This window comes from Paraburkholderia eburnea (genome assembly GCF_002917095.1).
In the GTDB taxonomy this organism is placed as follows: Bacteria; Pseudomonadota; Gammaproteobacteria; order Burkholderiales; family Burkholderiaceae; genus Paraburkholderia; species Paraburkholderia eburnea.
In genome coordinates this window covers 636,926-662,899 of sequence record NZ_PQGA01000002.1, presented here as the reverse complement: position 1 = coordinate 662,899, position 25,974 = coordinate 636,926, and the positions used below count along the sequence as shown (strand labels likewise).

At 65.0% G+C, this 25,974-nt stretch carries 22 protein-coding genes and 1 riboswitch; of the genes, 8 read left to right on the top strand and 14 right to left on the bottom strand.

The annotated features are described in order from the left end of the window. Positions 1-28 precede the first annotated feature (28 nt). Both B0G62_RS07475 and B0G62_RS07470 read right to left on the bottom strand, forming a co-directional pair. Positions 29-1,360, bottom strand: coding sequence for an aspartate aminotransferase family protein (locus tag B0G62_RS07475; protein WP_103703510.1), 1,332 nt, complete (start codon positions 1,358-1,360; stop codon positions 29-31). Positions 1,361-1,426: 66 nt separating this feature from the next. Further along, a complete protein-coding gene (locus tag B0G62_RS07470) occupies positions 1,427-2,470 on the bottom strand; it encodes a C45 family autoproteolytic acyltransferase/hydrolase (protein ID WP_103703509.1) in 1,044 nt (347 codons plus the stop codon). Between the two features lie 216 nt (positions 2,471-2,686). Here B0G62_RS07470 and B0G62_RS07465 point away from each other — a divergent pair, with 216 nt between their 5' ends. Together B0G62_RS07465 and B0G62_RS07460 are read left to right on the top strand one after the other, a co-directional pair. After that, complete coding sequence (locus B0G62_RS07465) at positions 2,687-3,664, top strand: ABC transporter ATP-binding protein (protein WP_103703508.1); 978 nt, start codon at positions 2,687-2,689, stop codon at positions 3,662-3,664. Next, on the top strand, positions 3,661-4,422 hold the full coding sequence (locus B0G62_RS07460) for an ABC transporter permease (protein WP_103703507.1): 762 nt from the start codon (positions 3,661-3,663) through the stop codon (positions 4,420-4,422). Before B0G62_RS07465 ends, B0G62_RS07460 begins: the two co-directional genes overlap by 4 nt. 114 nt (positions 4,423-4,536) lie before the next feature. On the opposite strand, the gene B0G62_RS07455 is transcribed toward B0G62_RS07460, so the two are convergent. Continuing rightward, positions 4,537-5,397 (bottom strand): MurR/RpiR family transcriptional regulator, encoded by an 861-nt coding sequence (locus tag B0G62_RS07455; RefSeq protein ID WP_103703506.1) that lies wholly within the window; start codon positions 5,395-5,397, stop codon positions 4,537-4,539. A gap of 481 nt (positions 5,398-5,878) precedes the next feature. Beyond that, the gene (locus B0G62_RS31575) at positions 5,879-6,229 is read right to left on the bottom strand and encodes a hypothetical protein (protein WP_167401200.1); all 351 of its coding nucleotides are present in this window, start codon (positions 6,227-6,229) and stop codon (positions 5,879-5,881) included. Between the two features lie 43 nt (positions 6,230-6,272). After that, positions 6,273-6,376, bottom strand: a riboswitch (SAM-I-IV-variant riboswitch). 232 nt (positions 6,377-6,608) lie between these two features. Between B0G62_RS31575 and B0G62_RS07440 the strand changes: the two genes are divergently transcribed. Further along, on the top strand, positions 6,609-6,950 hold the full coding sequence (locus B0G62_RS07440) for an FxLYD domain-containing protein (protein ID WP_103703504.1): 342 nt from the start codon (positions 6,609-6,611) through the stop codon (positions 6,948-6,950). Between the two features lie 65 nt (positions 6,951-7,015). On the opposite strand, the gene B0G62_RS07435 is transcribed toward B0G62_RS07440, so the two are convergent. After that, entirely contained in the window at positions 7,016-7,894 is an 879-nt protein-coding gene (locus tag B0G62_RS07435) for a LysR family transcriptional regulator (RefSeq protein ID WP_103703675.1), read from the bottom strand. A 67-nt stretch (positions 7,895-7,961) separates the two neighbouring features. Between B0G62_RS07435 and B0G62_RS07430 the strand changes: the two genes are divergently transcribed. After that, the gene (locus B0G62_RS07430; protein ID WP_103703503.1) at positions 7,962-9,572 is read left to right on the top strand and encodes an MFS transporter; all 1,611 of its coding nucleotides are present in this window, start codon (positions 7,962-7,964) and stop codon (positions 9,570-9,572) included. Between the two features lie 145 nt (positions 9,573-9,717). Here the strand turns inward: B0G62_RS07430 and B0G62_RS07425 are convergent, their stop codons facing one another. Continuing rightward, complete coding sequence (locus B0G62_RS07425; RefSeq protein ID WP_103703502.1) at positions 9,718-10,878, bottom strand: porin; 1,161 nt, start codon at positions 10,876-10,878, stop codon at positions 9,718-9,720. Between the two features lie 310 nt (positions 10,879-11,188). Beyond that, the gene (locus B0G62_RS31090; RefSeq protein WP_144271844.1) at positions 11,189-11,527 is read right to left on the bottom strand and encodes a hypothetical protein; all 339 of its coding nucleotides are present in this window, start codon (positions 11,525-11,527) and stop codon (positions 11,189-11,191) included. A gap of 11 nt (positions 11,528-11,538) precedes the next feature. Between B0G62_RS31090 and B0G62_RS07420 the strand changes: the two genes are divergently transcribed. Beyond that, the gene (locus B0G62_RS07420) at positions 11,539-12,606 is read left to right on the top strand and encodes an asparaginase (RefSeq protein ID WP_103703501.1); all 1,068 of its coding nucleotides are present in this window, start codon (positions 11,539-11,541) and stop codon (positions 12,604-12,606) included. Positions 12,607-12,638: 32 nt separating this feature from the next. Here the strand turns inward: B0G62_RS07420 and B0G62_RS07415 are convergent, their stop codons facing one another. Next, positions 12,639-14,909: an amylo-alpha-1,6-glucosidase gene (locus B0G62_RS07415; protein ID WP_103703500.1), complete on the bottom strand. Its 2,271-nt coding sequence runs from the start codon at positions 14,907-14,909 to the stop codon at positions 12,639-12,641. A 300-nt stretch (positions 14,910-15,209) separates the two neighbouring features. Next, the gene (gltA, locus tag B0G62_RS07410) at positions 15,210-16,511 is read right to left on the bottom strand and encodes a citrate synthase (protein WP_103703674.1); all 1,302 of its coding nucleotides are present in this window, start codon (positions 16,509-16,511) and stop codon (positions 15,210-15,212) included. Between the two features lie 380 nt (positions 16,512-16,891). On the opposite strand from gltA, the gene B0G62_RS07405 reads away from it, so the two are divergent. Further along, complete coding sequence (locus tag B0G62_RS07405) at positions 16,892-17,293, top strand: hypothetical protein (protein WP_103703499.1); 402 nt, start codon at positions 16,892-16,894, stop codon at positions 17,291-17,293. A 241-nt stretch (positions 17,294-17,534) separates the two neighbouring features. On the opposite strand, the gene B0G62_RS07400 is transcribed toward B0G62_RS07405, so the two are convergent. The 3 genes from B0G62_RS07400 to B0G62_RS07390 all read right to left on the bottom strand — a co-directional run bounded on the left by B0G62_RS07400 (position 17,535) and on the right by B0G62_RS07390 (position 20,667). Continuing rightward, positions 17,535-18,320 (bottom strand): alpha/beta fold hydrolase, encoded by a 786-nt coding sequence (locus B0G62_RS07400; protein ID WP_103703498.1) that lies wholly within the window; start codon positions 18,318-18,320, stop codon positions 17,535-17,537. 245 nt (positions 18,321-18,565) lie between these two features. Further along, positions 18,566-19,651, bottom strand: a complete 1,086-nt coding sequence (gene mreB, locus B0G62_RS07395) for a rod shape-determining protein (protein WP_103703497.1) — start codon at positions 19,649-19,651, stop codon at positions 18,566-18,568. 371 nt (positions 19,652-20,022) lie between these two features. Continuing rightward, positions 20,023-20,667: an alpha/beta hydrolase gene (locus tag B0G62_RS07390; protein WP_103703496.1), complete on the bottom strand. Its 645-nt coding sequence runs from the start codon at positions 20,665-20,667 to the stop codon at positions 20,023-20,025. A 323-nt stretch (positions 20,668-20,990) separates the two neighbouring features. Between B0G62_RS07390 and B0G62_RS07385 the strand changes: the two genes are divergently transcribed. Further along, complete coding sequence (locus tag B0G62_RS07385; protein ID WP_103703495.1) at positions 20,991-22,568, top strand: DHA2 family efflux MFS transporter permease subunit; 1,578 nt, start codon at positions 20,991-20,993, stop codon at positions 22,566-22,568. A 37-nt stretch (positions 22,569-22,605) separates the two neighbouring features. Here the strand turns inward: B0G62_RS07385 and B0G62_RS07380 are convergent, their stop codons facing one another. Then, on the bottom strand, positions 22,606-23,850 hold the full coding sequence (locus tag B0G62_RS07380) for an NAD(P)/FAD-dependent oxidoreductase (RefSeq protein ID WP_103703494.1): 1,245 nt from the start codon (positions 23,848-23,850) through the stop codon (positions 22,606-22,608). A 198-nt stretch (positions 23,851-24,048) separates the two neighbouring features. Here B0G62_RS07380 and B0G62_RS07375 point away from each other — a divergent pair, with 198 nt between their 5' ends. Beyond that, positions 24,049-24,963 carry a glutaminase gene (locus B0G62_RS07375; protein WP_103703673.1) on the top strand — a complete coding sequence of 305 codons (915 nt, stop codon included), beginning with the start codon at positions 24,049-24,051 and terminating at the stop codon, positions 24,961-24,963. An 83-nt stretch (positions 24,964-25,046) separates the two neighbouring features. Here B0G62_RS07375 and B0G62_RS07370 read toward each other — a convergent pair whose 3' ends face one another. Continuing rightward, on the bottom strand, positions 25,047-25,955 hold the full coding sequence (locus tag B0G62_RS07370) for a SphA family protein (RefSeq protein ID WP_103703493.1): 909 nt from the start codon (positions 25,953-25,955) through the stop codon (positions 25,047-25,049). Positions 25,956-25,974: the final 19 nt, after the last annotated feature.

Below are 25,974 nucleotides of genomic sequence, written 5' to 3'. Positions count from 1 at the left end.
GCTCCGGGAATAGTCAAACCTTGGTGGCTCACACAGCCTGCAGCGCCGCGCCAATCGCCGCGGCAAGGCGGTCCTCGATCGTATCGATTTCCTGCGCCGTGCAGATGAACGGCGGCGCGAGCAGGATGTGGTCGCCATTCTGGCCGTCCACGGTGCCGCCCATCGGATACACCATCAGGCCGCGTGCGAAGGCTTCCCGCTTGATCGCCGCGTGCAGCTTGAGCGAGGGATCGAAGCTCGCCTTCGTCGCGCGGTCCTTGACCAGTTCCACGCCGACAAACAGCCCGCGCCCGCGCACGTCGCCCACATGCGGATGGTCCGCATAGCGCTCGCGCAGACGCGCGCGCAGTTGCTCGCCGCGCGCCTGCACGTTGTCGAGCAGCTTGTCCCCGGCGATCACGTGCTGCACGGCGAGCGCCGCTGCGCAGGCCGTCGCGTGGCCGATATAGGTGTGGCCGTGCTGAAAGTAGCCGCTGCCGCCTACGATGGTCTCGAAGATGCGCTGGCTCACCAGCGTCGCGCCGATCGGCTGATAACCCGCGCCGAGACCCTTGGCGATGGTCAGCAGGTCCGGCGCCACGCCGTCCTCCTCGCACGCGAACAGATAACCGGTGCGGCCCATGCCCGACATGATTTCGTCGAGGATCAGCAGCACGCCGTAACGGTCGCACACCGCGCGGATCTTGCGGAAGTACTCGCGCACCGGCGGCACCGCGCCGGCCGTCGCGCCCACCACGGTTTCCGCGACGAAGGCCGCGACGTTTTCCGCGCCGAGTTCGAGAATCTTCTGTTCGAGCTCATCGGCGAGACGTTGCGCGTAGGCCTCGTCGGTTTCGCCGTCGAGACGCTCGCGGTAGGCATAGCACGGGCTCACGTGATGCGATTCGATCAGGATCGGCAGGAACGGCTCGCGGCGCCAGGCGTTGCCGCCGATTGCCAGCGCCCCAAGCGTGTTGCCGTGATAGCTCTGGCGGCGCGCGATGAAATGACGGCGCGAACGCTCGCCCTTCTCGACGAAATACTGGCGCGCGAGCTTGAGCGCCGCCTCGATCGCCTCGGAACCGCCCGAGACGAAATAGACGTGATCGAGGCCAGCGGGCGCGCGCTCGATCAGGTAGTCGGCGAGCTGTTCCGACGCTTCGGTCGTGAAGAACGACGTGTGCGCGTAAGGAAGCGCCTGGGCCTGACGTTTGATCGCGTCGATCACGCGCTGGTCGCTATGGCCGAGGCACGAGACGGCCGCGCCGCCGCTCGCGTCGATATAGCGCTTGCCGGTGGAATCGATGATCTCGATGCCCTCGCCCGCCACAGCGACGGGCAGCGTTTGTTTGGGCATCCGATGGAACACTTTGCTGGGCATGGTTGTTCTCGCTGAAAGCGGATATATCGGCGAAATAAATCGGGAAAATAAAACGGAATTCGTTGGTCAGGCCACGCGCGGAACCGGCATCGTCAGCGTGCGCGCGCCGTCCTGCCAGACGTCGAAGCGCACGCCGTCCGGCGCGATCTGCATGCAGGCCGTGGCGAGCGTGTTTTCGTCGTCGGGATCGTGCGGATCGTCGCGGAGGATCGGCAGACCGTCACCGCCACGGTCCTGCAGCGTCCGCACGAAGGCCGCGCCGTCCGGCTGCGCGCCCAGCGCCGGCAGCAGATCGGCGAGACGCGCCTGGCGGTCGCGCGACGAATCCGTGACGATCTGCGCTTCGTTTTCGCAACCGGCGTGGATCAGGTGATTGGCGTGGCCCGCAGGCGCGCCGACTTCGACGATCGAGGCGCGCTGAGCCGTGGCTTCCACGCTATGGACGCGCACCGCGCCCGCCGCGTCGATGCCGCCGAGCGTGTGGTGAAAGCCGCTCGCGCGCGGCGTGTCGCGCAACAGCGCGAGCGCGTCGTCGAGCGTCGCGGCGTCGAGCACGGCGCGCGCCAGGATCATGCGCGGCACGCCCGCGCGCGGCTCGCGAATCCGCACGTTGTTGATCGCTTGGGCCACGCCCGCGCGGGATGCGGCGAAGGTATGGCCCGGCAGCGAACCTGGATAGTAGAAGCTCACGAAGCCCGGCTTGCCCTCGGGCGTCGCCTCGACCACGGCGCAGCGGCCGCGCAGATACGGGTCGCCGTCCTCGTTATGCGCGATCAGGCCGCCAGCCGCGTCCGTGCGCGCGGCGAGCGTCGTGCAGCCGTCGGGCGCGTTGTGGATCAGCTCGCCGCGGCAATTCCAGAGGAACAGGTCGTGCGCGGGCCAGTCGAGCGCCGCCGCCATCGCGTCGAGTTCGGCCACGTAAGCCGGGAAATACTGCTCGGCCGCCGCGCGCAGTTGCTGCACGAACGCATGGCCGCGCCAGCGGCTCACCGCCGCCCAGGCGCTGCTTTGCGCCATATACGGCGCGAAAACGGGCCTGGCGAGCTCGCCTAGTTGCCGCCCGATCGCCTCGGGCGTGCCGCCCATCCGGATAGTCTTGAGTGCCTGCATCGTTTGACTTGCCTGTGTGCCAGCATGAGCGCCAGCCTGAAATAGTCGATGCTGGATTTATACGCTTCGCAACAAATGTTGTCAAATTAACGACACCTTACAACGAATGAATGCCACGCGGAGCGAAATATAAAGGGCAGGTACCCCAGGCGCGTGAACCAGGTGCCCGACGCCAGCGCCCGATGCCCTGCCCCCGATTCTGGTAATGTCACGCACATGCAAACGATCCTCTCCGTCGAGAATCTCTCGAAAGTCTATGCATCGGGATTCCGCGCGCTCTCGCGCATCAATCTGGACATCGAACGCGGCGAAATTTTCGCGCTGCTCGGCCCTAACGGCGCCGGCAAGACGACGCTCATCAGCATCATCTGCGGCATCGTCAACGCCAGCGATGGCCATGTGCGCGTGGCGGGTCACGATATCGTCACCGACTACCGCGCCGCGCGCTCGCTCATCGGCCTGGTGCCGCAGGAGCTGACGACCGACGCGTTCGAAACCGTTTGGGGCACGGTGTCGTTCAGCCGTGGCCTGTTCGGCAAGCCGCCCAACCCGGCCTATGTCGAGCGCGTGCTGCGCGACCTGTCGCTGTGGGAGAAGCGCAATAACAAGATCCTCACGCTCTCGGGCGGCATGAAGCGGCGCGTGCTGATCGCGAAGGCACTGGCGCACGAGCCGCAGGTGCTGTTTCTGGACGAACCGACCGCGGGCGTGGACGTGGAACTGCGCCGCGACATGTGGGAACTCGTGCGCGGCCTCAAGGCCAGCGGCGTGACGATCATCCTGACGACCCACTATATCGACGAAGCGGAAGAGATGGCCGACCGCATCGGCGTCATCAACGCGGGCGAGATCATGCTGGTCGAGCGCAAGGACGCGCTCATGCGCAAGCTCGGCCGCAAGCAGTTGACCCTGCAGCTCGACGCGCCGTTGAGCGCGATTCCTTCGACGCTTGCCGCGTGGCGTCTGGAACTGGACGCAAACGGCAGCGAGCTGACCTACACCTACGACGCCGAAAACGAACGCAACGACATCATCGCGCTGCTCAAGAGCCTGGGCGATGCGGGCATTGGCTTCACGGACCTGAAGACGAGCCAGAGTTCGCTGGAGGACATCTTCGTGAGTCTCGTCGGCAAGGACGCCGCGCTCGCGGACACTGGCAACGGCAACGGCAAAGGACAGGTGAGCGCCCAATGAATATCCACGCAATCCGCGCCATCTACCGCTTCGAAATGGCGCGCACGAGACGCACGCTGATGCAGAGCATCGTCGCGCCGGTCATCTCGACTTCGCTTTACTTCATTGTCTTCGGGTCCGCGATCGGTTCGCGCATCAAGGAAGTGAATGGCGTGAGCTACGGCGCGTTCATCGTGCCGGGCCTGATCATGCTGTCGCTGTTGTCGCAGAGTATTTCGAATGCGTCGTTCGGCATTTACTTTCCGCGTTTCACTGGTACCATCTACGAGTTGCTATCGGCGCCGGTGTCGTATTTCGAAATCGTCATCAGCTATGTGGGTGCGGCGGCGACCAAGTCGGTACTGCTCGGCCTCATCATCCTCGCCACCGCGGGGCTGTTCGTGCCGCTCCAGATCCTGCATCCCTTCTGGATGGTGCTGTTCCTGCTGCTGACGGCGATCACGTTCAGCCTGCTCGGGTTCATCATCGGCATCTGGGCGGATAACTTCGAGAAGCTGCAAATCGTGCCGCTCCTCGTCATCACGCCGCTGACGTTTCTCGGCGGCAGTTTCTATTCGGTCGATATGCTGCCGCCGGCGTGGAAGATCATCACGCTGTTCAACCCGATCGTCTATCTGATCAGCGGTTTCCGCTGGAGTTTCTATGGACTCGCGGACGTCGCCGTGGGTGTGAGCCTCGGCATGACGGCGGCTTTTCTCGCGCTGTTTCTCGGCATTACTGCGTGGATCTTCAAGACCGGCTACCGGTTGAAAAACTGACCGCTTGATCGATCAGCGCGACGCAATACAAACGGGACCCGGTATGCACGCCGCGTCCCGTTTTTTATGGGTTCGTCACGCGCCGTGCTTCGCCGGCCCGGCGCGAGGCGACGATCAAGGCACGTACGCGCCGCGCGCGTTGAGCGAGCGCTCGGCCTCTTCCAGATGGGCCACCGCAGCCGCCCCTTCCAGCGCCAGCAAATGCGCGACCAGCGACTCGGCGAGCGCCGTCGCCGCGACTAGTGACGGGAAAAACGACGGGCTTTCGTGCGTGAAGATCAGCACTTTTTCGGCGTTAAGCGCGATGGGCGAAACCGCGCTATCGGTAATCGCGATCAGCTTGCTGCCCTTTTCGAGCGCCGCTTCGGCCACGCGCACGGCCTCCGCTGAATAAGGCGCGAAGCTGACCACGATCGTCGCACTATCCCCCTCGATGCCGAGCAACTGCATTTCCAGCGTCCCGGCCTCGCCGCCCAGCAGCGACACCGCTGGCCTGAACAGGCGATAGCCGTACACGAGGCCAAACGCCACCGCATAGCACGAGCGGAATCCCGCCACGTGGACATGCTTGGCCTTTTTCAGCACACGCGCGGCTTCCATGATGGCGCGGGTGTTTTGCGCCGAACTGGCTTCGAGATTGTGCTGCTGCGCGGTGAGCAGATCGCGCGCGAGCGCGTCCTTCGCGCTGCCCGCGACCAGCGAGCGCGCGCGGCTCGACAGCGGCTCGGGGCGCGTGCGCACGCGCGCGACGAACAAATCGCGCAATTCATTCCAGCCCGGAAAGCCAAGCTGTTGCGACAGGCGTACGAGCGACGCGGGCTGGACCTGGGCGCGCTCGGCGACCTTGCGCATCGACGACACGGCGACTTCGTCGGGATGGTCGAGCAGAAACGCCGCGCCGGTCTGGAATTGCGGACTGAGTTCGGCGAAACGCGCGCGGATAAGCGCGGCAAGCTGGTCGAAGCTTTCAGGCATGTCGATGGGCGATGGACGGATTGGGCCGGACAGTGGGCGACAACAAATGTTACCACTGGTGTTGCGGGGTGTTGCGCGATGGCGGCCAATGGCAGCGGGCAAACAGAACCACAATGGCAGGCGCACGACGAAGCGTCGTAATATGAAATGTCGTCGCTCGAATCGATACCCTCACAACATCACAATCGCCGATCCATGGACCTCTGGATTCAACCCTGTGCACCGTGCGCCGATCTCCACGGAAAGCCGTCTAGCGAGGAACCGCATCGGCAACTCGCGCTCAACGAAGCGGGTGCGGCCAAGGACGTTCAAACGAAGCGGCACTACACATGCAGCCGGTGCAATGCCGTTTTCGTGCGAATTCAGAGTGGGCCGCCAGCGGCGCAGCTATGGATGCTGCTCAACGCCGGTCAGCATTAATTCGGGTTGCGGGATCGTCACATCGACCGTCTTGCTTACCCGCGGCGCCGCGCTAAATCGATTATCGGGTACGCGGCGATGCGTATCCCGCAGGCACACCGCGAACGAAATGATGCTCCAGCCGCGTGCGCAATACGCCATCGAGCGCGGCAAGTTGTTCGCGCAGTCGAACCGCTTGCCCCTCCGACATCTCGCCTAGCGCGATTCTCTGTTCGAGAACGCCGCCGCACTTCGTAACCGCCCACCGGTCGGCTACGACGGTTTCACTTTCGAGCACGGATGCCGCCGCCGAGACAATGTCCGGATTCAAACGCGATACAAGATGAACCGTGTGCGTCAACGCGACGCCGGGAAGGACGTGGGACCAGTCTTCGCAGGTTGCGTGGGTATCGGTAGAGAAAGCTTGGCACATAGGGGCTCCCGATGAATGTTGATTCGAACCGGTGCCAGCCAGGCTGCTCCCGCTTCGTTGCCGTGAATCGGCCGCATCGCCTCAAGGGCGTCCACCTTGCCCGGGCAGGCAGGTTGGCGTCGGACAATCCGACTCTGGATGCATAACTTTTGATATAACGTTCGCTATTCCGAACTGAAATCCATTATACCGAAAAATCGGTACGGGACAAGACGCCTCCTGACGCCGCGCCTTGAACACAGGGCAGGACGTTGCGAAAACCTCTGCCGGATGGCCAGGACGGTCCCCATCGCCCCCATTCTCGGAATTTCCTCATATGTCCGCGGACGGTCGTGCGCTTCAATGGAGCCACCGATCAACCAAACGGGAGAAAACTGTCATGAGGAAAATCTTCATATCTGCTGCCCTGGCCATTGCATCGATTGCTTCGATTACTTCGATCGTCGTCCATGCGCAAGGCACGCTGCAACTGAGCGATCTGCACGGCGTCGTCGATCCGGGCGGCGTCACCGGCTATATCAGCGGCATTGCGACCAACACATCCGGCGCGCGCATCGATCAGGCCACCATCACGATCAATCTGCTCAATGCCCGCGGCGAGATCCTGGGCACGACGTCGGCAAGCGGCGCCGCCATCGCGCCGGGCCAGCACTGGCGCTTTCGCGCGCCTACGACAATGCCCTACGACCAGTCTGTGGTGGCGATGGTCAAGACGTCCTGAAAGGAACCCCGAAGCATCCGGAGCGTCCAGATCGCCTGTAGCGGCGACCCGGCACTGGGCGCTTCCTACTTCCCCCGCGCCACCAGTCGCAGGAACGCACGCACGGCCGGCGCTCTTTCGTGCTTGCGATAAACCAGCGCCAGTTCCGACGTAATCGGCTTCCCCGCAATGGGGCGATAAACGATGCCTGGCAGCGTCACGCATCCCGCCAGCGCATCGGGGATCACCCCCACCCAGCCGTTCACCGACACGCACGCGAGCACCGCCAGCAACCCGCCGGGCCGCGCCGCGATGCGCGGCACGAAGCGTCCGCGTCGCGCGAGTTCGAGCGTGCCGAATTCCTGCTCCGGCACGGCGAAGCTCGCTTCGGCGAGATCGGCGGCGCGCAGCGTCTCGCACGCGGCAAAGGCCGACCCGGCCGGCACTGCGGCCACGAAGGCGTCGCGTTGCAGCGTGGAAAGCCGCAAGGAATCGGGCAGCGCGAGCGGCGGGCGCACATAGGCGATATCGAGCAGCCCGGACTCCAGACGCCGCCCCACATCGTCCATTGCCACCTCGGTCACGCTCACTTCCACGCGCGGCCACGCGGCGCGGAATTCGCCGATCGAGCGCTGCAGCGCGCCCGAGTACACCGCCGAGGACACATAGCCCGCCACGATGCGCCCCGCCTCCCCGCGCGCGGCCAGCGCGGCGAGTTCTTCCCCGCGTTGCAGATGTTCGAGCGCCGCCGCGGCTTCGGGCAGATAGGCGGCGCCTGCCGCCGTCAGCGACACCGCGCTGCGCGAGCGGTGAAAAAGGCGCGCGCCCAGATGCCGCTCGGCTTCCTGGATATGCCGCGTGAGCGCGGGCGGCGCCATATCCAGTTCCTCGGCAGCGCGCGCGAAATGCAGATGACGCGCCACGCTCAGGAACGCCCGCAGGTGGCGCAGTTCGATACGGCTCATGATTGACACTTTTGCGAAGCAAATCGCCATTTTATGGCAATGACTAGCAACCGTCGATGATGCGACGATGCGCACTGGATTCCTCGTCTCGCCTGACTCCCCACCCGCTCCCATGTCCGAACCCGCCGTTTCCAGCGCCCCCGTCGATGCCGCGTCGCCCGCTGCAAGCTTCTCGCAGCGTCATCCGCATATCACCCTCACGCTCGCCTCCGCGACCTGCGCCGTGATCGTGCTCGACACCAATGTCGTCGCCGTTTCGCTGCCTTCGATCGCGCACGCGTTCCACGCGAGCTTCGCGCAGATCGAATGGGTCGTGAGCGCCTATATGACCGCGTTCGCGGCCTGCCTGCTGCCCGCCGGCGCCCTCGCCGACCGCTTCGGGCGCCGCCGCACGCTGCTCGGCGGCCTCGTGCTGTTCGCACTGGCTTCGTTCGCCTGCGGCGCGGCGCCGTCGGCCGCAGCGCTGATCGCGGCGCGCGCCGTCAAGGGCGTGGGCGCGGCGCTGCTGCTCACGGCCGCGCTTTCGGTGATCGCGCACCGCTTCGCGCTTGGCCCGGCGCGCGAGCGCGCCTGGGCGGTCTGGGGCATGTGCATGGGCATCGCGACAACCCTCGCACCGTGGATCGGGGGCGCGATCACGCAGTGGGCCGGCTGGCGCTGGATTTTTCTGATGAATCCGCCGATCTGCCTCGTGCTCGGCATCGGCGCCTGGATCGCTATCGACGAATCGCGCGATCCGCACGCCAAGCGCCTCGACGCGCCGGGCAGCCTGCTCTTCGCAGCGGCGCTTGCCTGCGGCGTGTGGGCGCTGATCGGCATCCCGGCACATGGCTGGGATTCGGCGGCCACGCTTGGCCGGGTCGCGGCGAGCGCCGCGCTGATGGCCGCTTTCGTGTGCGCCGAGCGCTGGCAGGCGCGTCCCATGATCGACCTTGCGCTGTTCGGCCGGGCGCGTTTCGTCGGCGCGCTGCTCGCGATGTTCGGCTATGCGGCCTGCGCGCAGGTGATGATGACGTTCCTGCCGCTTTATCTGCAGATCGCCTTCGGTTTTTCCGCACTCGCCGCAGGGCTGGGCATGCTGCCGTTCGCGCTGGCGATGATCGTCGGGCCGTCGCTGGGCGCGGCGCTTTCACGGCGTTTAGCAACAGGCGGCGTGCTGAGCATGGGCCTCGCGCTGATCGGCGTGGGCAATCTGGCGACGGCGGCGTGCGCCGCCAGCGGCCACTACGTCTACGTCGCGCTGGCGATGCTCGTGACCGGCACCGGCGCGGGCATCATGAACGGCGATACGCAGAAGGCCATCATGGCGTGCGTGCCGCCGCAGCGCACCGGCATGGCCTCGGGGATCAGCACGACCACGCGCTTCGCGGCCATCGTCACGTCGGTCGGCGTGCTGGGCGCGGTGCTCGCCGTACGTACCCACACCGCGCTGGCGCAGATCGTCGCCGCGTCGCCCGCCGCCGCGCGCGCCGTCGACGCGCATTTCATGGCCAGCCTGCTCGCGGGCGATCTCGCCGATGCGCTGCGCGCGCTGGACGCGTCGGTCGTGCTGGTGCTCTCGCACGCCGCGCCACTGGCGTTCGCTCAGGGTTTTGCGTGGGCATTGCTGCTCAGCGGCGGTTTCGCGCTCGCGGCGGCGGTCCTCGTCAAGCTGCTGGCCGATGCGCGCGAAGCATGAAATGTCGTTGCACCCGCAACAAAAAACGGGCTCGCCGAATGAAAGCGAGCCCGTCTTGAACAACGATTGACAACGATGGCGCGCGCCACACATGTGCCGCGCGCTTCAGGCGACCGGATTATCCGGGCTTCGGCCCGAACGTCGATCAGAATGCGTGACGCATACCGACCGTGACCGCCACCTGCGTATCCGTCGACGACGGCGACAGCGTGTTGATCATCGCGTGCGAGAGCACCGAGCCTTGCGGCGCGCCGTGGACGTTCTGATACACGCCTTCGAGGTAGAAGTCCGTGCGCTTGCTGATCGCGTAGTCCGTTTGCAGCATGCCCGTGTTCCAGCCCGGGTTCGAGCCGTTGTACGCGCCGTGCGTGTACGTGTAGGCGCCCGAGACCGACCATGCCGGCGTGATCGAGTACTTCACGTTCGCTTCGTAGTTGTCCAGACGCAGCGAGCCGGCGAGCGAGCCTACCGACGCATCGCCGCTGCCCAGGTACGTGCCCGTGCCGAACGAGAAGACGCCCGAAGCGTTGTCGATCTGCGAGTGGCTCCACACGAGGCCTGCCGTGACCGGACCGTAGGTGTAGTTGCCGCCCACCGACCAGATGCGCTGACGTTGCGCGATGAAGTTCGCGCTGGCGTCGCCCGACGTGACCGCGCCGCTGCCGCTGCCTGCGTCGTTCAGTTGCAGGTAGCCCGCTGCGAGGTTGACCGGGCCTTGTGCGTACGAAACCGCGAAGCCGTACGAGCGGTTGTTCGCGAAGTTGCCAGCCTGGTTGCTGAACGAGTACATCGTTTCGAACGTGACGCCGTACCACGTCGGGCTCGCGTACTTGACCGAGTTGTTGATGACGACCGAGTTCGCCGCAAGGTTGTCGTTCTCGAACGGATGCGCGGCGAGGCTGCCGCCCCACGTGTTGAATTCAGCCGTGAGCGGACCGACGAGGTCGTTCATCACGTCGAACTGGCGGCCGAACGTGAGCGTGCCGTATTGATCCGCTTGCAGACCGACCCACGCCTGCGAGCCGAACATGTCGCCCGAGAACGCCTGCGCGCCGTTGTTGAGGACGAAGCCCTGTTCGAGCTTGAAGATCGCCTTCAGGCCGCCGCCGAGGTCTTCCGTGCCCTTGAGGCCGAACACCGTATTCTGCGTGGAGCTGCTATTCAGTTGCCAGTTGCTGTGGCCCATCTGATTGTTCGTGTAGACGAGACCGGTATCGATGAGGCCGTACAGCGTCACGCTGCTCTGCGCGTGAGCGGATACGGCAAACGCGCCGGTGAGTGCGAGGGCGATTAGCGATTTTTTCATGTTTTATGGCTCCGAGTTTGGGCGTTAATTCATTGAATCGAATACGCTTTCCACGTGACACATGCCGTTGCGCGCGCACCATTCGCAGATCGGTGCGAATCGTGCTTTTAGCACGTCAATTGCGCAACACCCCAATAATGACGAACGATTATTGCGGACAATGCAATACCCACCTGCGCTTGCATTCACTGACAAGGCAGGCTCATCGGCAAATACGCTCGTGACGTCATGCCGCGTGGAAGAAAATACGATCACGCGCATCATAAGGCTTCGAAAATAAAAATTGCGTTGAAATTGAATCGGCGTTGCGTCAAAAGAACACCCGCAATGCACGCTGCAAATAGCGATTCAAATGAAGCTGCATGGCGTCGCCTGGATAGCGCTTATGCAGTGCAATGCCGCCCCAAAAATGCGCATGAAACACAATAAATCGGCAATTAAGACGGATTCGTAAAGAAAATGAAATGTTTTGATTAAACCCATCGTTATTGCATTCGCTTCGCATCGGTTTCAATGGTTGTGAACATCGCGAACGCATGATGGAAATCCGCCTGAAATTCGAATGACGAATGGCGTCGCACATTGAAGCTAGAATCTGCGGTATCAGAATTGCCTGCAAGGCAACCGGCAATCGAGCCGCGAGGCTCAAGGAGACACGCCATGACCTTCGATTCATCGCAGACCGCGACTGCCACCGCCGTTGTGTATCGCGGCGGCATCGTCGAAAGCACGCATCGCGCGCATATTGCCGTCGTGAACGACAACGGACAACTGCTCCATGCGTTCAACGATGCGCGCCGGCTCACGCTCGTGCGCTCGGCGGCCAAGCCCGCGCAGGCACTCGCCGTCATCGAAACCGGCGCGCTGGAACGCTTTGGCTTCGACGAAGGCGATCTCGCGCTTATGTGCGGCTCGAACAGCAGCGAGGCACGCCATATCGAGCGCACGCGCAACATGCTCGCGAAGGTCGGCGTGGATGAAGCGGCGATGCGCTGCGGCGGCCACGCGCCGCTATCGGATACGGTCTGGCGCGACTGGATCAAGCGCGGCTTCGAGCCGACGCCCGCATGCAGCAACTGCTCGGGCAAGCACGTCGGTATGCTGGCGGCCGCGCGCGCGATGGGCGCGCCGCTCGACGATTACCATGCGCCCGGTCATCCGCTGCAACTGCGCGTGAAGCATACCGTCGCCGAAGTCTGCGACCTACCCGACGATGGCGTGCAATGGGGCATCGACGGCTGCAATCTGCCGACACCGGCTTTCCCGCTCGACCGGCTCGCGCGCCTTTATGCGAAGCTCGCGCGAGCCACGGATTCCGGCGCGCAAGACGCGCGCAGCCAGGCGCTCGCGCGCATCTATCGAGCCATGACCGCACATCCGGAAATGGTCGCGGGCGAACAGCGCTTCTGCACGACGCTGATGCGCGCGTTCAATGGCGATCTGGTCGGCAAGGTGGGCGCGGACGGCAGCTATGCGATCGGCGTCCGGCATGGCGCGCTCAAGGGCACAAAGCATGGCGCGAACGAAGCCATCGGCATCGCCGTGAAAGTGGAAGACGGCAACGCGACCGCGCTCTACGCAATCGTCGTGGCGGCGCTCAGGGAGCTGGGCATCGGTACGCCGGAGCAACTGGCCGCGCTGCGTGCATTCGACAAACCGCCCATCCGTAACACGATGGGCGTCGAAACCGGCTGTCTGGAGGTGCGCGGCGATCTGTTCGGGCGATAAACCCAGGACGTAACCGCCGCGCATTGCAGGTGTTACAGCACCGCGACCACCTTAACATCGCTGCGGTCCGCCGACGCCACCACCTTGCCGTCCACGCGGCGGAACATGAGCGTGACCGAAGCGTTGCCCACGCGCAGATGCCCCACTTCGAGCCAGTCGATGCCTTCGGGCAGCATCGGCTGCTCGACACGCACTTCGTGACGCGCGGCGTCAATGCTCACGCCCAGGCACGCCTCCAGCATCATGAACGGCGAGCCCGCCGCCCACGCCTGTGGCAGACACGCGACCGGATACGCCGTCGGCGGCTCGCCACGGCGGCGCGGGAAGCCGCAGAAGAGTTCCGGCAAGCGCATATCGAACGTCACCGCCGCCTCGAACAAAGCCTGCAACAGCCGCACCGCCGCTTCCTTGCGTCCATAGCGCGCGAGTCCCCGCGCGCACAGTGCGTTGTCGTGCGGCCAGACCGAGCCGTTGTGATACGCCATCGGATTGAAGCGCGCCTGCCCCGCCGCGAGCGTGCGCACGCCCCAGCCCGTGTGAAATAGCGCCGATTCGAGCGTCTGAGCCACGGCGCGCCCGCGCTCGAACTCCGGCAGCCCGAACGCGAGCAGATGCCCCGCATTCGACGCGAGCACGCGGCACAACTCGCCGTGACCGTCGAGTGCGATGCCGTAGAACTCCGACTCCGGCATCCAGTATTTGTCCTCGACGCAGCGGCGGATCTTCGCGGCGCGGCCCGCGTAACGCGCGGCCTCTTCCGCAAGGCCGCGATGCGTGGCGAACTTCGCCATCGTGTCGAAGGCCGCGCTCGCGTAGGCCTGCACTTCGACCAGCGCGATCGGACCATCGGGAAAGTGGCCGTCGGCATGAAACACCGAGTCGTGACTGTCTTTCCAGCCCTGATTCGCAAGACCGCCCTCGGATTCGCGCCGATAATCGAGCAGCCCGAGTTTGTTGCGCTCGCACACACCTGCGACCCAGTCGGCGGCGCGTTCGAGCGCCGGCCAGAGTTCGTCGATCAGCGCCATGTCACCGGTGCGCTCCGCGTAGGCGCCCGCCAGCACCACGAACAGCGGCGTGGAATCCACCCCGCCGTAGTAGAGCGCGAACGGCACTTCGCCGGTGGCCGCCATTTCGCTCTTGCGCATCTCGTGCATGATCTTGCCGACCGCGGCGTCGCGAAACGCCGAGTCCTCGCGCGCCTGATGCGCCGCGAGAAAGCGCAGCACGCCGCGCGCCAGAGCGGGCTGCAGCCAGAGCGTCTGCAGCGACGTGATGATCGCGTCGCGGCCGAACGGCGTGGAAAACCACGGAATGCCCGCATACGGATACGGGCCGGTCGGCAGATCGGTGGTCAACAGGCCCAGGTCTGCAATCGAGCGGTTGATCCACGCATTGAAGAGCGGATTGCTCGAACGCACGCGCCCGGTCTGGCGGCGCCGCTCGCGCATGACGATGTGCGCATCGACAAGCGCGGCGCGCACCGCCGCGCGGCCCACGCTCTGCCCGTTCGACTGGGCGAGACAATGTTGCGGCCGGATGATGCCCGCGCTCGGCGCGTCGGGCGCGACGCCTTCGAGCGGCTCGACTTCGACCGACACGGTGAGATAGAGCGACACACAGGCCTGCGCGGGCAGTTCGACGGAGAAGTCCGCGCGATCCGCGAGCAGCTTGTCCGGCTTCGGCGAGAACTCGATACTTACGCGCCGCGCGACCTTGTCGAGGCCGATATATTCCAGCCGCACCTGGTTGCCGTCCACGTGCGGCGGCTTGAGTTCGCCGCGCACTTCGCGCTTGAGGCCGCGCACTTCGAACATGTCGCGAAAGTCGCTCGCGAACGACACCGACAGCGGCACCACGGCGTCTTCGGTGCCGTAGTTGGTGAGCTCGATGGCCTCGGTCATCATCGTGCCCGAGAGCACGCGCTCGCGTTCGACGTGAATCACGCCCTCGGGCGTGCTCGTGCCGCCGAGCGGCGGCAAGGGACGATTGGTGAGGTGCGCGGTAAAGGCCGTGTTGTCGCTGCTCACGCTGCCCGACAGCAGCGAAGGCACGCGCCCGCCGAAGGTCAGGCGCAGCGACGACAGCACGCGCGTGTCGTTCACGAACAGGCCGTCGTCGATGCCGGTGATATCGCCGAGCGGGTCGTTGACGATGAAGGTGTCGCCCGACTTCAGCACGTGCTGGTCGGCGCTGGCGACTTCGGGGGTTTCGGGCGCGATGAAGACGCCGTCGGGAACATGATCGGGATGATCCACGCCGCTGGAGCGCGTGACGCCGCCGAGTGTTTCAGGATCCTGCATTGCCTGCCTCCTCTCTCTAACCATTGCCTGATCAGTGCATCAGGGTGCTTCGTCCGAACGATTGTAGTGGCTATGCAGCGGATCGCACGAATACCGGGCAGGCATCCATCATGCTCGCGATAAATAAATACGGGCGCCGGCACGGTAAAACGTGCGGGCGCCCGTCGATCGCTGCGCGGCGGCTTGTGGCCTCCGCGCGCTCGTCACAACGTTATGCGTCAATGCATGGCGTGGCGATCGTGCTTATTCGCGTGCTTATTTGCGTGCTTACGCATTAGCGAAAACCCGTGGTCAGTGGGATTAACGTTGTGCGATCGGCTTCGCTTCGCGCGCCGCATTGCCGACGAAGAGCTGACGCGGACGGCCGATCTTCTGCTCCGGATCGGCGATCATTTCGTTCCATTGCGCAATCCAGCCCACCGTGCGCGCCATCGCAAAGATGCAGGTGAACATGGCGGTGGGGATGCCCAGCGCGCGCTGCACGATGCCCGAGTAGAAGTCGACGTTCGGGTAGAGCTTGCGCGACACGAAGTATTCGTCTTCGAGCGCGATCTTTTCGAGCGCCATCGCCAGCTTGAACAGCGGATCGTCGTGCAGGCCCAGTTCTTCGAGCACTTCGTGGCACGTTTCGCGCATCAGCTTGGCGCGCGGATCGTAATTCTTGTAGACGCGGTGGCCAAAGCCCATCAGCTTCACGCCCGAATTCTTGTCCTTCACCTGCTCGATGAACTTCGGGATGTTGTCGACCGAGCCAATCTCTTCGAGCATGTTCAGCGCGGCTTCGTTCGCGCCGCCGTGCGCCGGGCCCCACAGACAGGCGATACCGGCCGCGATACACGCAAACGGGTTCGCACCCGAGGAACCCGCCAGACGCACCGTCGAGGTCGAGGCGTTCTGTTCGTGATCGGCGTGCAGGATCAGGATGCGGTCGAGCGCGCGCACCAGCACGTCGTTGACCTTGTACTCCTCGCTCGGCGTCGAGAACATCATCTGCATGAAGTTCGCGCTGTACGAGAGGTCGTTGCGCGGATACACGAAGGGCTGGCCGACCGTGTACTTGTACGCCATCGCGACGAGCGTGGGCAGCTTGGCGATCATGCGGATCGCGGAGACTTCACGATGCTGCGGATCGTTGATGTCGAGCGAGTCGTGATAGAAGGCCGACAGCGCGCCGACCGCCGCGACCAGGATCGCCATCGGGTGCGCGTCGCGACGGAAGCCGCGGAAGAAGAAGTGCATCTGCTCGTGAACCATCGTGTGGTTCGTGACGGTCGCGACGAACTCGTCCTTCTGCTTTTGCGTCGGCAGTTCGCCCTTCAGGAGCAGGTAGCAGCTTTCGAGGAAGTCGGCGTTCTGCGCGAGGTTGTCGATCGGGTAGCCGCGATACAGCAGCTCGCCCTTGTCGCCGTCGATGTAGGTGATCGCCGAGTTGCATGCCGCCGTGGACATGAAGCCCGGGTCGTACGTGAACATGCCGGTCTGGCCGTACAGCTTGCGGATATCGATCACGTCCGGGCCTTGCGTGCCCTTGTAGACCGGCAGCTCGACGCCTTCAGCGTGGCCGGGGATCGTGAGTGTGGCGTGTGTCTTCGAATCGATCATGTCCTGTCCTTGCATTTGCATTCAATTGCACTCAAGTGCCGTTACTTCGCACGACGCAGCGCCGCACAACGCCCTTCCGGCGCGGCTTCACTGCGACCACTTGCCGCATTTTACGCCGCGTCGCAGCCGCGATTGATAGCGGGGCCAGCAACAATGCCTCTTCAGATCAACAACATTGAATGCTTGCAGCTTGCTTAATCCCGATTTATGCAACAATATTTTGCCGGTGCAGCGCAACATGAACGCTCGGTATCTGCGATACTGGTTGACATGCATTGACTTCCCCTGTCTTGCATGCATCTTTCGGCCCGCCTTCCTTTTTGGCGGGCCTTTTTTACTTAGGCCACACGCGCTGTACGCAAAACGTAAGGAAAGAACAGATGAACATCTCGATCGATACCCTGTTCGCTGAAGACGAACTTGCAGAGGGCGCCGTCGTTACGGCTCTCAATCACCAGGACATCGTCGTCGCGCTTTCAGCGGCCCTCGCTTCGGAACGCGTAGCGGTGCTCCACATGCTCTACCCGCGCACCGACGCGCGCACGCACGCGAGCCTCGACGCACTCGTCGCGGCCCTGCACGGCCACGGCCTGCACCAGGTCGCACGCCTCGTCTCGCAGGAAGCGCACTACCTCGTATTCAAGGATCCGGTGAAGGCATGGAAGGCCTTCCACGAAATCCGCAACGACTCGCTCGCCATCGGCGTGCATCTGTACTACGCGGGCCTCGTTGGCGAAGCCGCCGAGAACAAGCTCGACGCGCACGCGCACGGCCGCGATTAAGCCCCCCACGCTCGCCCGGTTGCCCCGCCACTCGCGTCGCTATTGCCGCGGCCGCAGTGGCTGCAGAGGCGTTCAGGCCACCCGGGCCGTTTGCAGTGACCGATGCTTCATGATGAATTTCGCGCCATTTGCGCGGGGTTTTTCAGGGCGAAAATTAGTTCGCAGTGCCATGCATCAAGGCGCGAGCGAAGATGGCCGCATTGCGCGGCCATCATGTGCTACCGACGTCCATCGACGAAAATCAGCGTCCGTGACCGCTCGCGAACTGATCGATCAGATCGTTGAAGGCGGCAGGCCGCGCGAGATTCATGCCGTGCGAGGCGCCCTCCACCGTCGCGCGACGCGCGTCGGGCATCCATTCCTCCAGCGCCGCAGCGGCGCGCTGAAACATCGCCGGACTCAACTCACCGTCGATCAGCAGCACGGGGCACGTCACCTCGGCGGCCTCCTCGCGCGTGTAAGCGGCGAGCGGGTCGAGGAACTGGGGCCCCAGCGTGTGTGCGTTGTCGATCGCCATGCGGCGGAACGAATGCGTGCTTTTGGCCCAGAAACCAGGGCGGCTCACCGAATCGACGAACAGTTCCAGGCCGCCGTCCACGTCGCCCGAATCGATCAGTTGCACGGCGCGGGCACGCAGCGCGTTGACCGTCTCGGGCAGCTTCGCGAGGCTCTGGCCGGGCTGCTGCACCGGGCCGCCGGGGTCGGCGAGCGTTAGCGACTGCAGATGCTGCGGATAGCGGCGCGCGAACTGATATGCGACCGCGCCGCCGCGCGAATGGCCGATCACATGCGCCGGTCCCGCGCCGAGGGCATCGATGAACTGCGCGACCTCGTCGGCGTGGCGGCTCCAGCTAAACGGCTCGCCGCGCGCGCTGTCGGGCGCGGGCCAATAGTGCGTGAGGCTCACGGACACGCAACGGTAGTGCTCGCCCAGGCCCGCAAGCTGCGGCTGCCAGTAGCGATAGTCGCAAAGCGACCCGTGGATAAAAAGGAGCAATTCGCCCTTACCGGATTCGACATAGGGCATGGGCTGCCCGCCGGGCAGTTCGACGAACGACCCGGGAGCGGGAAATACGGCTTGATTCACGGCTGGATGATGACTGACGAAAGCTGACGAAGGAACGGCGCTAGCGAAACAACACGGCAACCACGCTGCGGCGTCCGACGTAATTCGGGGTAATGGAAAAGCAAAAGACGCGTATTGTCGCACGAGCGCGCCCGCCCCGCCTTGCCCGACTTTCGGCGGCTCTCGCAGCCCGAGCCGCGCAGCGATCAGTCGTAGGCGCTGAAGGCCGGCTGGTCCGCCGCCACGGCCCCCGCAGCGGCTGCGCCCGCGCCGCGCACGGCGCAGGTCAGCGGCGCGTCGGCCACGCGCACGGGCACGCCCAATTCGGCCGCGAAGCACTGGTCGAGGCGGCCCAGCAACGCGCCGCCGCCGGTCAGCACGATGCCGCGATCGGCGATATCCGTCACGAGTTCGGGCGGCGCGCTCTCGAACACCCGGCGCACCACGCCGATCACCTGACGCAGCGGGAACGCCAGCGCGTCGGCGATATCCTCGCTGCTGACTTCGATGGTGCGCGGCAGGCCGTCGTCGAGGCTGCGGCCCGTCGCGCGCATGTGCTCGATCGGCTCGCCGCGCAGCGCGCTGCCGATGGTCATTTTCAGATGCTCGGCGGTTTGCTCGCCGAGGATCACGCCGTAGAGGTTGCGCACGTGCTCGATGATGGCGCGGTCGAACTGGTCGCCGCCCACGCGCAGCGACCCGCCACACGCCACGCTGCCCAGCGCGATCACCCCCACTTCGGTGGTGCCGCCGCCGATATCGACAACCATCGATCCAGTCGCCGCGCCCACCGGCAGGCCCGCGCCCAGCGCGGACGCCAGCGATTCGTCAATCAGGTTCACACTGGCCGCGCCCGAGGCGAAAGCCGCCTCGCGGATCGCGCGGCGCTCCACGCGCGTGGCGTTGCCCGGCACGCAGACCGTGAACGCCGAACGACGGCTCAGAAGGCGGCGCGGACGCGCCATGGCGACGAAGCGGCGCATCATGTGCTCGGCCGCGAGAAAGTCGGCGATCACGCCATGCGACAACGGCTTCACCGTTTCCAGATTTTGCGGCGCGCGCCCGACCAGCGCCTTGGCCTGGGTACCCACGGCGGCGACGCTCGCCTCAGCGCCCTTGCCCTTGTAGCCATTGCGTTCGAAACAGACGACGGAAGGCTGGTCGAGCACGATGCCCTTGTCCGCCGTGTAGATCAGCGTATTGGCCGTGCCGAGGTCGACCGCCACCGTGTTGCGGTCGGTGTGGCGGGACAATTTGTGCAGAAGCGAAGGTTGCCGCGTGGCTCGGGCCATGTCGTCGTTGTGTATGAGGAGCGCGCGTGCCGACGGCACGCTCCCGGAATTCGAACCCGGCGCTACGTCGTCAAAACAATCGTCTGAATAAACAGGGACGATAAGAAACCTTCAGCTGAACTATCCAGTCCCCACTGGGACAATTCCGCTGACCATTGACGTTTAACGCGGCGTGTACCGGGCGCATGGGGCCTCGACGGCCCATTGGCTCTGTTTACGGCATGGAGCGGCCGAGACTTTAACCGCAACAGAAATAACCGGGCAGCTTAAACGCGAAGTGTGGAAAAAATGCGTCAGGCCGCCACGTCGTGCGGCCTGAGCAGATTGACAACGCGCGGCGCACGCCGCTCGACGCGTGACTGTGGCGCGATTTAACCCAGCGCGCTCACCAGCGCGTCGCGGCCCAGCATCGCGCCCTGCGCCGTGATCGTGTGACCGACGCCCGGCAGCACGTAGGCGGCCACCGCATAGCCCGCGTCGCTGAACGCGTTGGCGGCGCGTTCGAGTTCCTGCACGGGAATCACGGTGTCGTCTTCGCCATGCACGAGCGTGAGCGGCGTGCGGTTTTGCGCGACGACCGGCGCCGACAGGCGTCCGGCGTAAGCGACCACGCCCGCGAGGCCGACAGGCTCCGTCGCCACCAGATAGAGCGACATGATCGAGCCCTGCGAGAAACCCACCAGCGCGAGCGCGTCGAAGCCCAGGCCCCAATGCGCGAGTTCATCGGCGAGACGTTTTTGCAGGATCGGCGCGGCGGCGGCCACGCGCGCGCCGCGATTCACTTCGCTCACGTCGCGCAGGCTGAACCACTGACGGCCGCCAAAGCCACCGTCGAACGGCTCGCTGCCGTCGAGCGACGCGAACGCGACGCCGGGCAGCGCGTCACGCCATGCGTCGGCGAGCGGCATCAGATCGCGTGCGTTGCTGCCCACGCCGTGCAGCAGCACGACCAGCGAACGCGCGGCGCCTTCGGCCGGCGCCAGACGCCAGCCACCATCGAATTGTTCCCAGCTCATTCTTGAGATCCCCTGTGGGCGTGTTTCAAATCATGCGGAAAGCGCGCGGAGGCCGAGCCACAGGCATCGCGCCTGCGATCTTCCGCGCCAGCCGCAAGGATACGCCGGGCTTGCAGCGCGCGTCGGCGCGACCGCAAGTCGAAAGGAAACGGTAAGCGCCACGCCCGCACGCGCCCACGCCGCCACCAAGCCCCTTCGCCGCGTGGGGATGCTTGCACGCCCGTCCATGGGCTTGGGCGATTGCGGTTATCCTTGCCGCAAAACCGGCCCGCCGCGCGCGGGCCTTCCCTGTTTTGCAGCACCGAAACACGCGGAGAAGACGTTTGAACCAGCCCGCCGTCCCGGCCACGCCGCCCAAGCCCCCCGCACCGCCCCCGCCGCTCGAAGGCGGCCGACTGATTCTCGCGACCATCGCGGTGGCGCTCGCGACCTTCATGAACGTGCTGGACACGTCGATCGCCAACGTCGCCATTCCGACGATCTCGGGCGACCTCGGCGTGTCGGTGGACGAAGGCACCTGGGTCATCACCGTGTTCGCCGCAGCCAACGCCGTGTCGATTCCGCTCACGGGCTGGCTCACCCAGCGCTTCGGCCAGGTGCGCCTGTTCGTGGCCTCGATTCTCTCGTTCGTACTCGCCTCGTGGCTGTGCGGCATCGCGCCGAGCCTGCCCTTCCTGCTGATCGCGCGTGTCTTGCAGGGCGCGGTGGCCGGACCGCTGATTCCGCTTTCGCAGGCCATCCTGCTCGGCTCCTGGCCCAAGGACAAATCGTCGACCGCGCTCGCGTTCTGGGCCATGACGACGACCGTCGGCCCGATCGCCGGCCCGGCGCTCGGCGGCTGGATCACGGACAGCTACAACTGGTCGTGGATCTTCTACATCAATATCCCGGTCGGGCTGTTCGCGGGCTTCGTGACGTGGAACATCTACCGCAACCGCGAATCGCCGACGCGCAAGCCGCCCATCGACATCGTCGGCCTGGGCCTGCTGATTGCGTGGGTCGCGTCGCTGCAGATCCTGCTCGACAAGGGCAAAGACCTCGACTGGTTCAATTCGCCGGTGATCGTCGGGCTGGGCGTCGTGGCGCTGGTCAGCTTCGCGTTCTTCCTCGTCTGGGAATTGACCGAACCGAATCCGATCGTCGATCTGCGGCTATTCGGTCAGCGCAACTTCCTGGGCGGCACGATTGCGATTTCGGTGGCGTATGGCGTGTTCTTCGGCAATCTCGTGTTATTGCCGCAGTGGATGCAGGAGTATCTGAACTATCGCTCCGTGGACGCGGGGCTGGTCACCGCGCCACTCGGCGTCTTTGCCGTGATTCTCGCGCCGGTCGTGGGCCGCATCCTGCCGCGCTCGGATGCGCGCGTCATCGCGACCTGTGCGTTCGTGCTGTTCGCCGTCGTGTTCTTCATGCGCTCGAAATACGTGATCGAAATCGACACGTTCCATCTCGTGCTGCCCACGCTGCTGCAAGGCATTCCGATGGCGCTGTTCTTCGTGCCGCTGACCGCGATCATTCTCGCGGGGCAGCCGCCTGGGCGGATACCGGCGGCGGCGGGCCTGTCGAACTTCGTGCGCGTGTTCTGCGGCGCGGTGGGCACCTCGATCGCGACGAACGCCTGGAACAACCGCACGGTGCTCCATCACGAACGCCTCACCGAACAGGCCTCGATCGACAATCCCGTGTTCCGTCAGTCGATCGAGAATACGCAAACGGTGCTGCATCTGAGCGAGCCGTCGGCGCGCGCGCTGTTCGATTTCCAGTTGACGACGCAGGCCGCCATGATGGGCCTGAACGATATCTTCTATATCTCGGCGATCATTTTTCTCGCGATCATTCCGCTCATCTGGATCACGAAATCGACGCGCGGCGGCGGTGGCGGCGCGGCCGGCGCGCATTGACGATGTGTCGATGCGCCGATATTGCAGGCCCGCGCGTTCAGGCGAAGCGCGTGGGCGAGTACGGTGCGGGATCGGTAAAAGGCCTCTCGCCCATGATCTGCTCGGCGACGAGGCGCCCCGACACCGGGCCGAGCGTGAGGCCATGATGGTTGTGGCCGAACGCGAACCATAGCCCCGCGTGACGCGGTGCCGGCCCGAGCACCGGACGCATATCCGGCGTGCAGGGGCGCATGCCCATCCACGGCATGTCGTCGATGCGCTCGCCGAGTCCGAACACGGGCCGCGCGGCGCGCTCGGCGGCGTCGAGCTGCGCGTAGTTGGGCGGCCGATTTCGTGTGGCCAGCTCCACGCCGGTCGTCAGGCGCAGGCCCTGGCGCATCGGCGCGACCACGTAACCGCCCTCGATATCCACGACCGGACGCAGCAGCGGCGCGCCCGCCGCGCTCGCGTAGTGCATGTGATAGCCGCGCTTGGCCATGAGCGGCACGCGGTAGCCGAGCGGCGCCGTCACCTGATCCGACCACGGCCCCATGGCCACGACGGCCAGTTCGGCGGCGAGCGGACCATCGTCGGTCTGCACCTGCCAGCCGCCGCCCTGTGCGCGTAACGTGCGCGCATCGCCCGTTGCGAAACGGCCGCCTTCGCGCAGGAACAACTGCGCATAGCCCTTCACGAGCGCGCCGGGATCGGCCACGCTCGCCGGGTCGATCCAGTGGATCGCGCCCGCGTAGCCTTCGTTTAGCGATGGTTCGGCGGCGCGCAGTCCCGCGGCGTCGAAAACTTCCGTACGGAGATGATGTTCGTCGGCCAGCCGTTGCGCCGCTTCGCGCTCGCGCTCGAACGCCTGCGGCGAGCGATACGCTTGCAGCCAGCCGATCGGGCGCACGAGCGCACGCAGATCGGTGCGCGCGATGAGCGCTTCGTGTTCGGCGACGCAGCGCGAGATGAGCGGCAGCATATCGCGCGCCGCGCCCGCCAGCCGCTGCGGCGCCGACTCGCGCCAGAACGCGGCGAGCCAGCGTGCGTAGGCCGGCAGCGAACGCGCGTCGTAGCGCAGCATCGTCGAGTCATTGCGCGCGAGTCGCAGCAACGTGCGCCAGTCGCGCGGAAAGCCATACGGCACCACCGACGACGCCTCGATCAGCCCCGCGTTGCCGTAACTGGTTTCCTCGCCGGGCGCGCGCCGGTCCACCAGCGTGACGTTCACGCCGCGCGCCTGCAGATGCAGCGCGACGCTCACGCCGACGATGCCCGCACCGAGAACGATCGCGTCCTTGCTCATGCCATTCCTCTGGAGTCCATAGCGGTTTTCATTGATATCGCATCAATTTGCGACGACGTCGCGGCCAACGCATTTTATCGGGCGCGGCGACATTCTTGCACAAGCGTCGATCGTTGCAGTCGCGCCACCGCGCCCGAGTCGCTACAATCGCCGGACTGCGGCACGCGCCTGGCCGCGCCGCCCTATCTCGCGATGTCCATGAACTACACGCCCATCCTCGACGCGATCCACCGCGACCTGCAACCGCACATCGGCCGTGGCCGTGTCGCCGACTACATCCCCGAACTCGCCACCGTGAGGGCCGATCATTTCGGCATGGCGATCGTCACCGTCGACGGCCAGGTCCATCGGACCGGCGACGCCGACGTGCGCTTCTCGATCCAGAGCATCTCCAAGCTGTTTGCCTGCACGCTGGCATTCCAGCTGCTCGGCGACGCCCTGTGGGAACGCGTGGGCCGCGAGCCGTCGGGCACGGCATTCAATTCGCTCGTGCAGCTCGAATTCGAAAGCGGCAAACCGCGCAATCCGTTCATCAACGCGGGCGCGCTCGTGGTCACCGATGTGCTGTGCCGCCGCTTCGTGCAGGCGGAAACGGCGCTGGTGGATTTCGTACGGCGGCTCTCGGGCGAAGGCGGCATCGGTTACGACCTCAAGGTTGCGCAGTCGGAACTCGCGCACGCCGAGCGCAACCGCGCCATGGCGCATTTCATCGCGAGCTTCGGCAACCTGGAGATGGCCGCCGATGCGGTGATCGATGCTTATTGCCGCCAGTGCGCGATCTCGATGAGCTGCGTGGAGCTGGCGCGCGCGGCGCTGTTCCTCGCGAACGGCGGCGTGTCGCCCGTGAGCGGCGAGCAGGTGCTCGATGCCAGTTCGGCCAAACGGCTTTCGGCGCTCATGCTGACGTGCGGCACTTACGATGCGGCGGGCGACTTCGTTTATCGCGTCGGCTTGCCGGCCAAGAGCGGCGTGGGCGGCGGGATCGTCGCGGTGCTGCCAGGCGAGTTCGCGGTGTGCGTGTGGTCGCCGGGGCTCGACGCGAACGGCAATTCGCAGGTGGGTTCGCTGGCGCTGGAATGGTTGACCACGCGAACCGGACGATCGATTTTTTGAGGGCACGGGCGGCGTCCGCCAAAGACGCGCGAGGCGCACCGCCCGCTGCCGCCAGGAAGCTCAAGCCGCCAGGCTCCCGAAAACTAGAGCGGAAAGCTGAACTGAACCCACAGCTTGTTGCCTTGCGACCGGTTGCGCACCGCGAACTCACGCTGATACTTCACGACGATTCCCGAAGCCGGCCCCCACATGTAGCGCAATTGCGGTCCGATCGCGACCGCCTGTCCGCGAAAGCCATCGGATCCGACTTTGACGCCGTCCTGCGTATCGTCGGTGAATTGCTTGAGAAACGTGCCCTGCACGCCTAGTTGCAGGCGCTGGTTGACCGAATAGCCGACCAGGTAATCGAGCACCGCGACCGCTCCCGAGTGGTAATGGGTGGCATGGTCCGGCGAGTTCGTTTCCACCAGCGTCGTGGTTGAAATCTCCCAGGCGGGACGAGGAAACCAGGTCACGCTGAGATAAGGCAAGAAGGCGTAAGTGTTGGTTCCGGTGTTGGCAATGCGGTTGGCTGAATACGCCCCGCTCGGCACGGCGAACGAAGGCGAAAAGAACGCGAACAGCGTGTTCGACGAGTTGGTATAGCCCAGCATCAGGGGTTCGAGAATCACATCGCCAAGCGCGGCCCGGTTGCCGGTCCCGCCAGGCGTCGACAGATGCAGGTCAAGGATTGGGACGATGGCACTGCTCGAAACGGTGAACGGTCCCAATGTCGCGCCCCATGTATGCACGACACGCGGCGTTTCCGCCACGACGCTCAGATGGAAACCCGGCACGGCGTTATTGCCATTCGCGCCCGCGAATTTATTGGCCGAATAGTAAAGCGAATAATTGAAATACTGCGTGGCGCCGGGCGGGGGCAGCAAACCGTTCAGCACGGTATTGACGCCAAACGGATAGCTGATTTGTCCGCTCTCCGTTGCATGGACGGAAGCTGCGATCGCGGACGCGATCAATCCCGCACCGAACAGGCGGGTGAAGGTGGACGTCATGGTGTCTCCAGACCTTGTA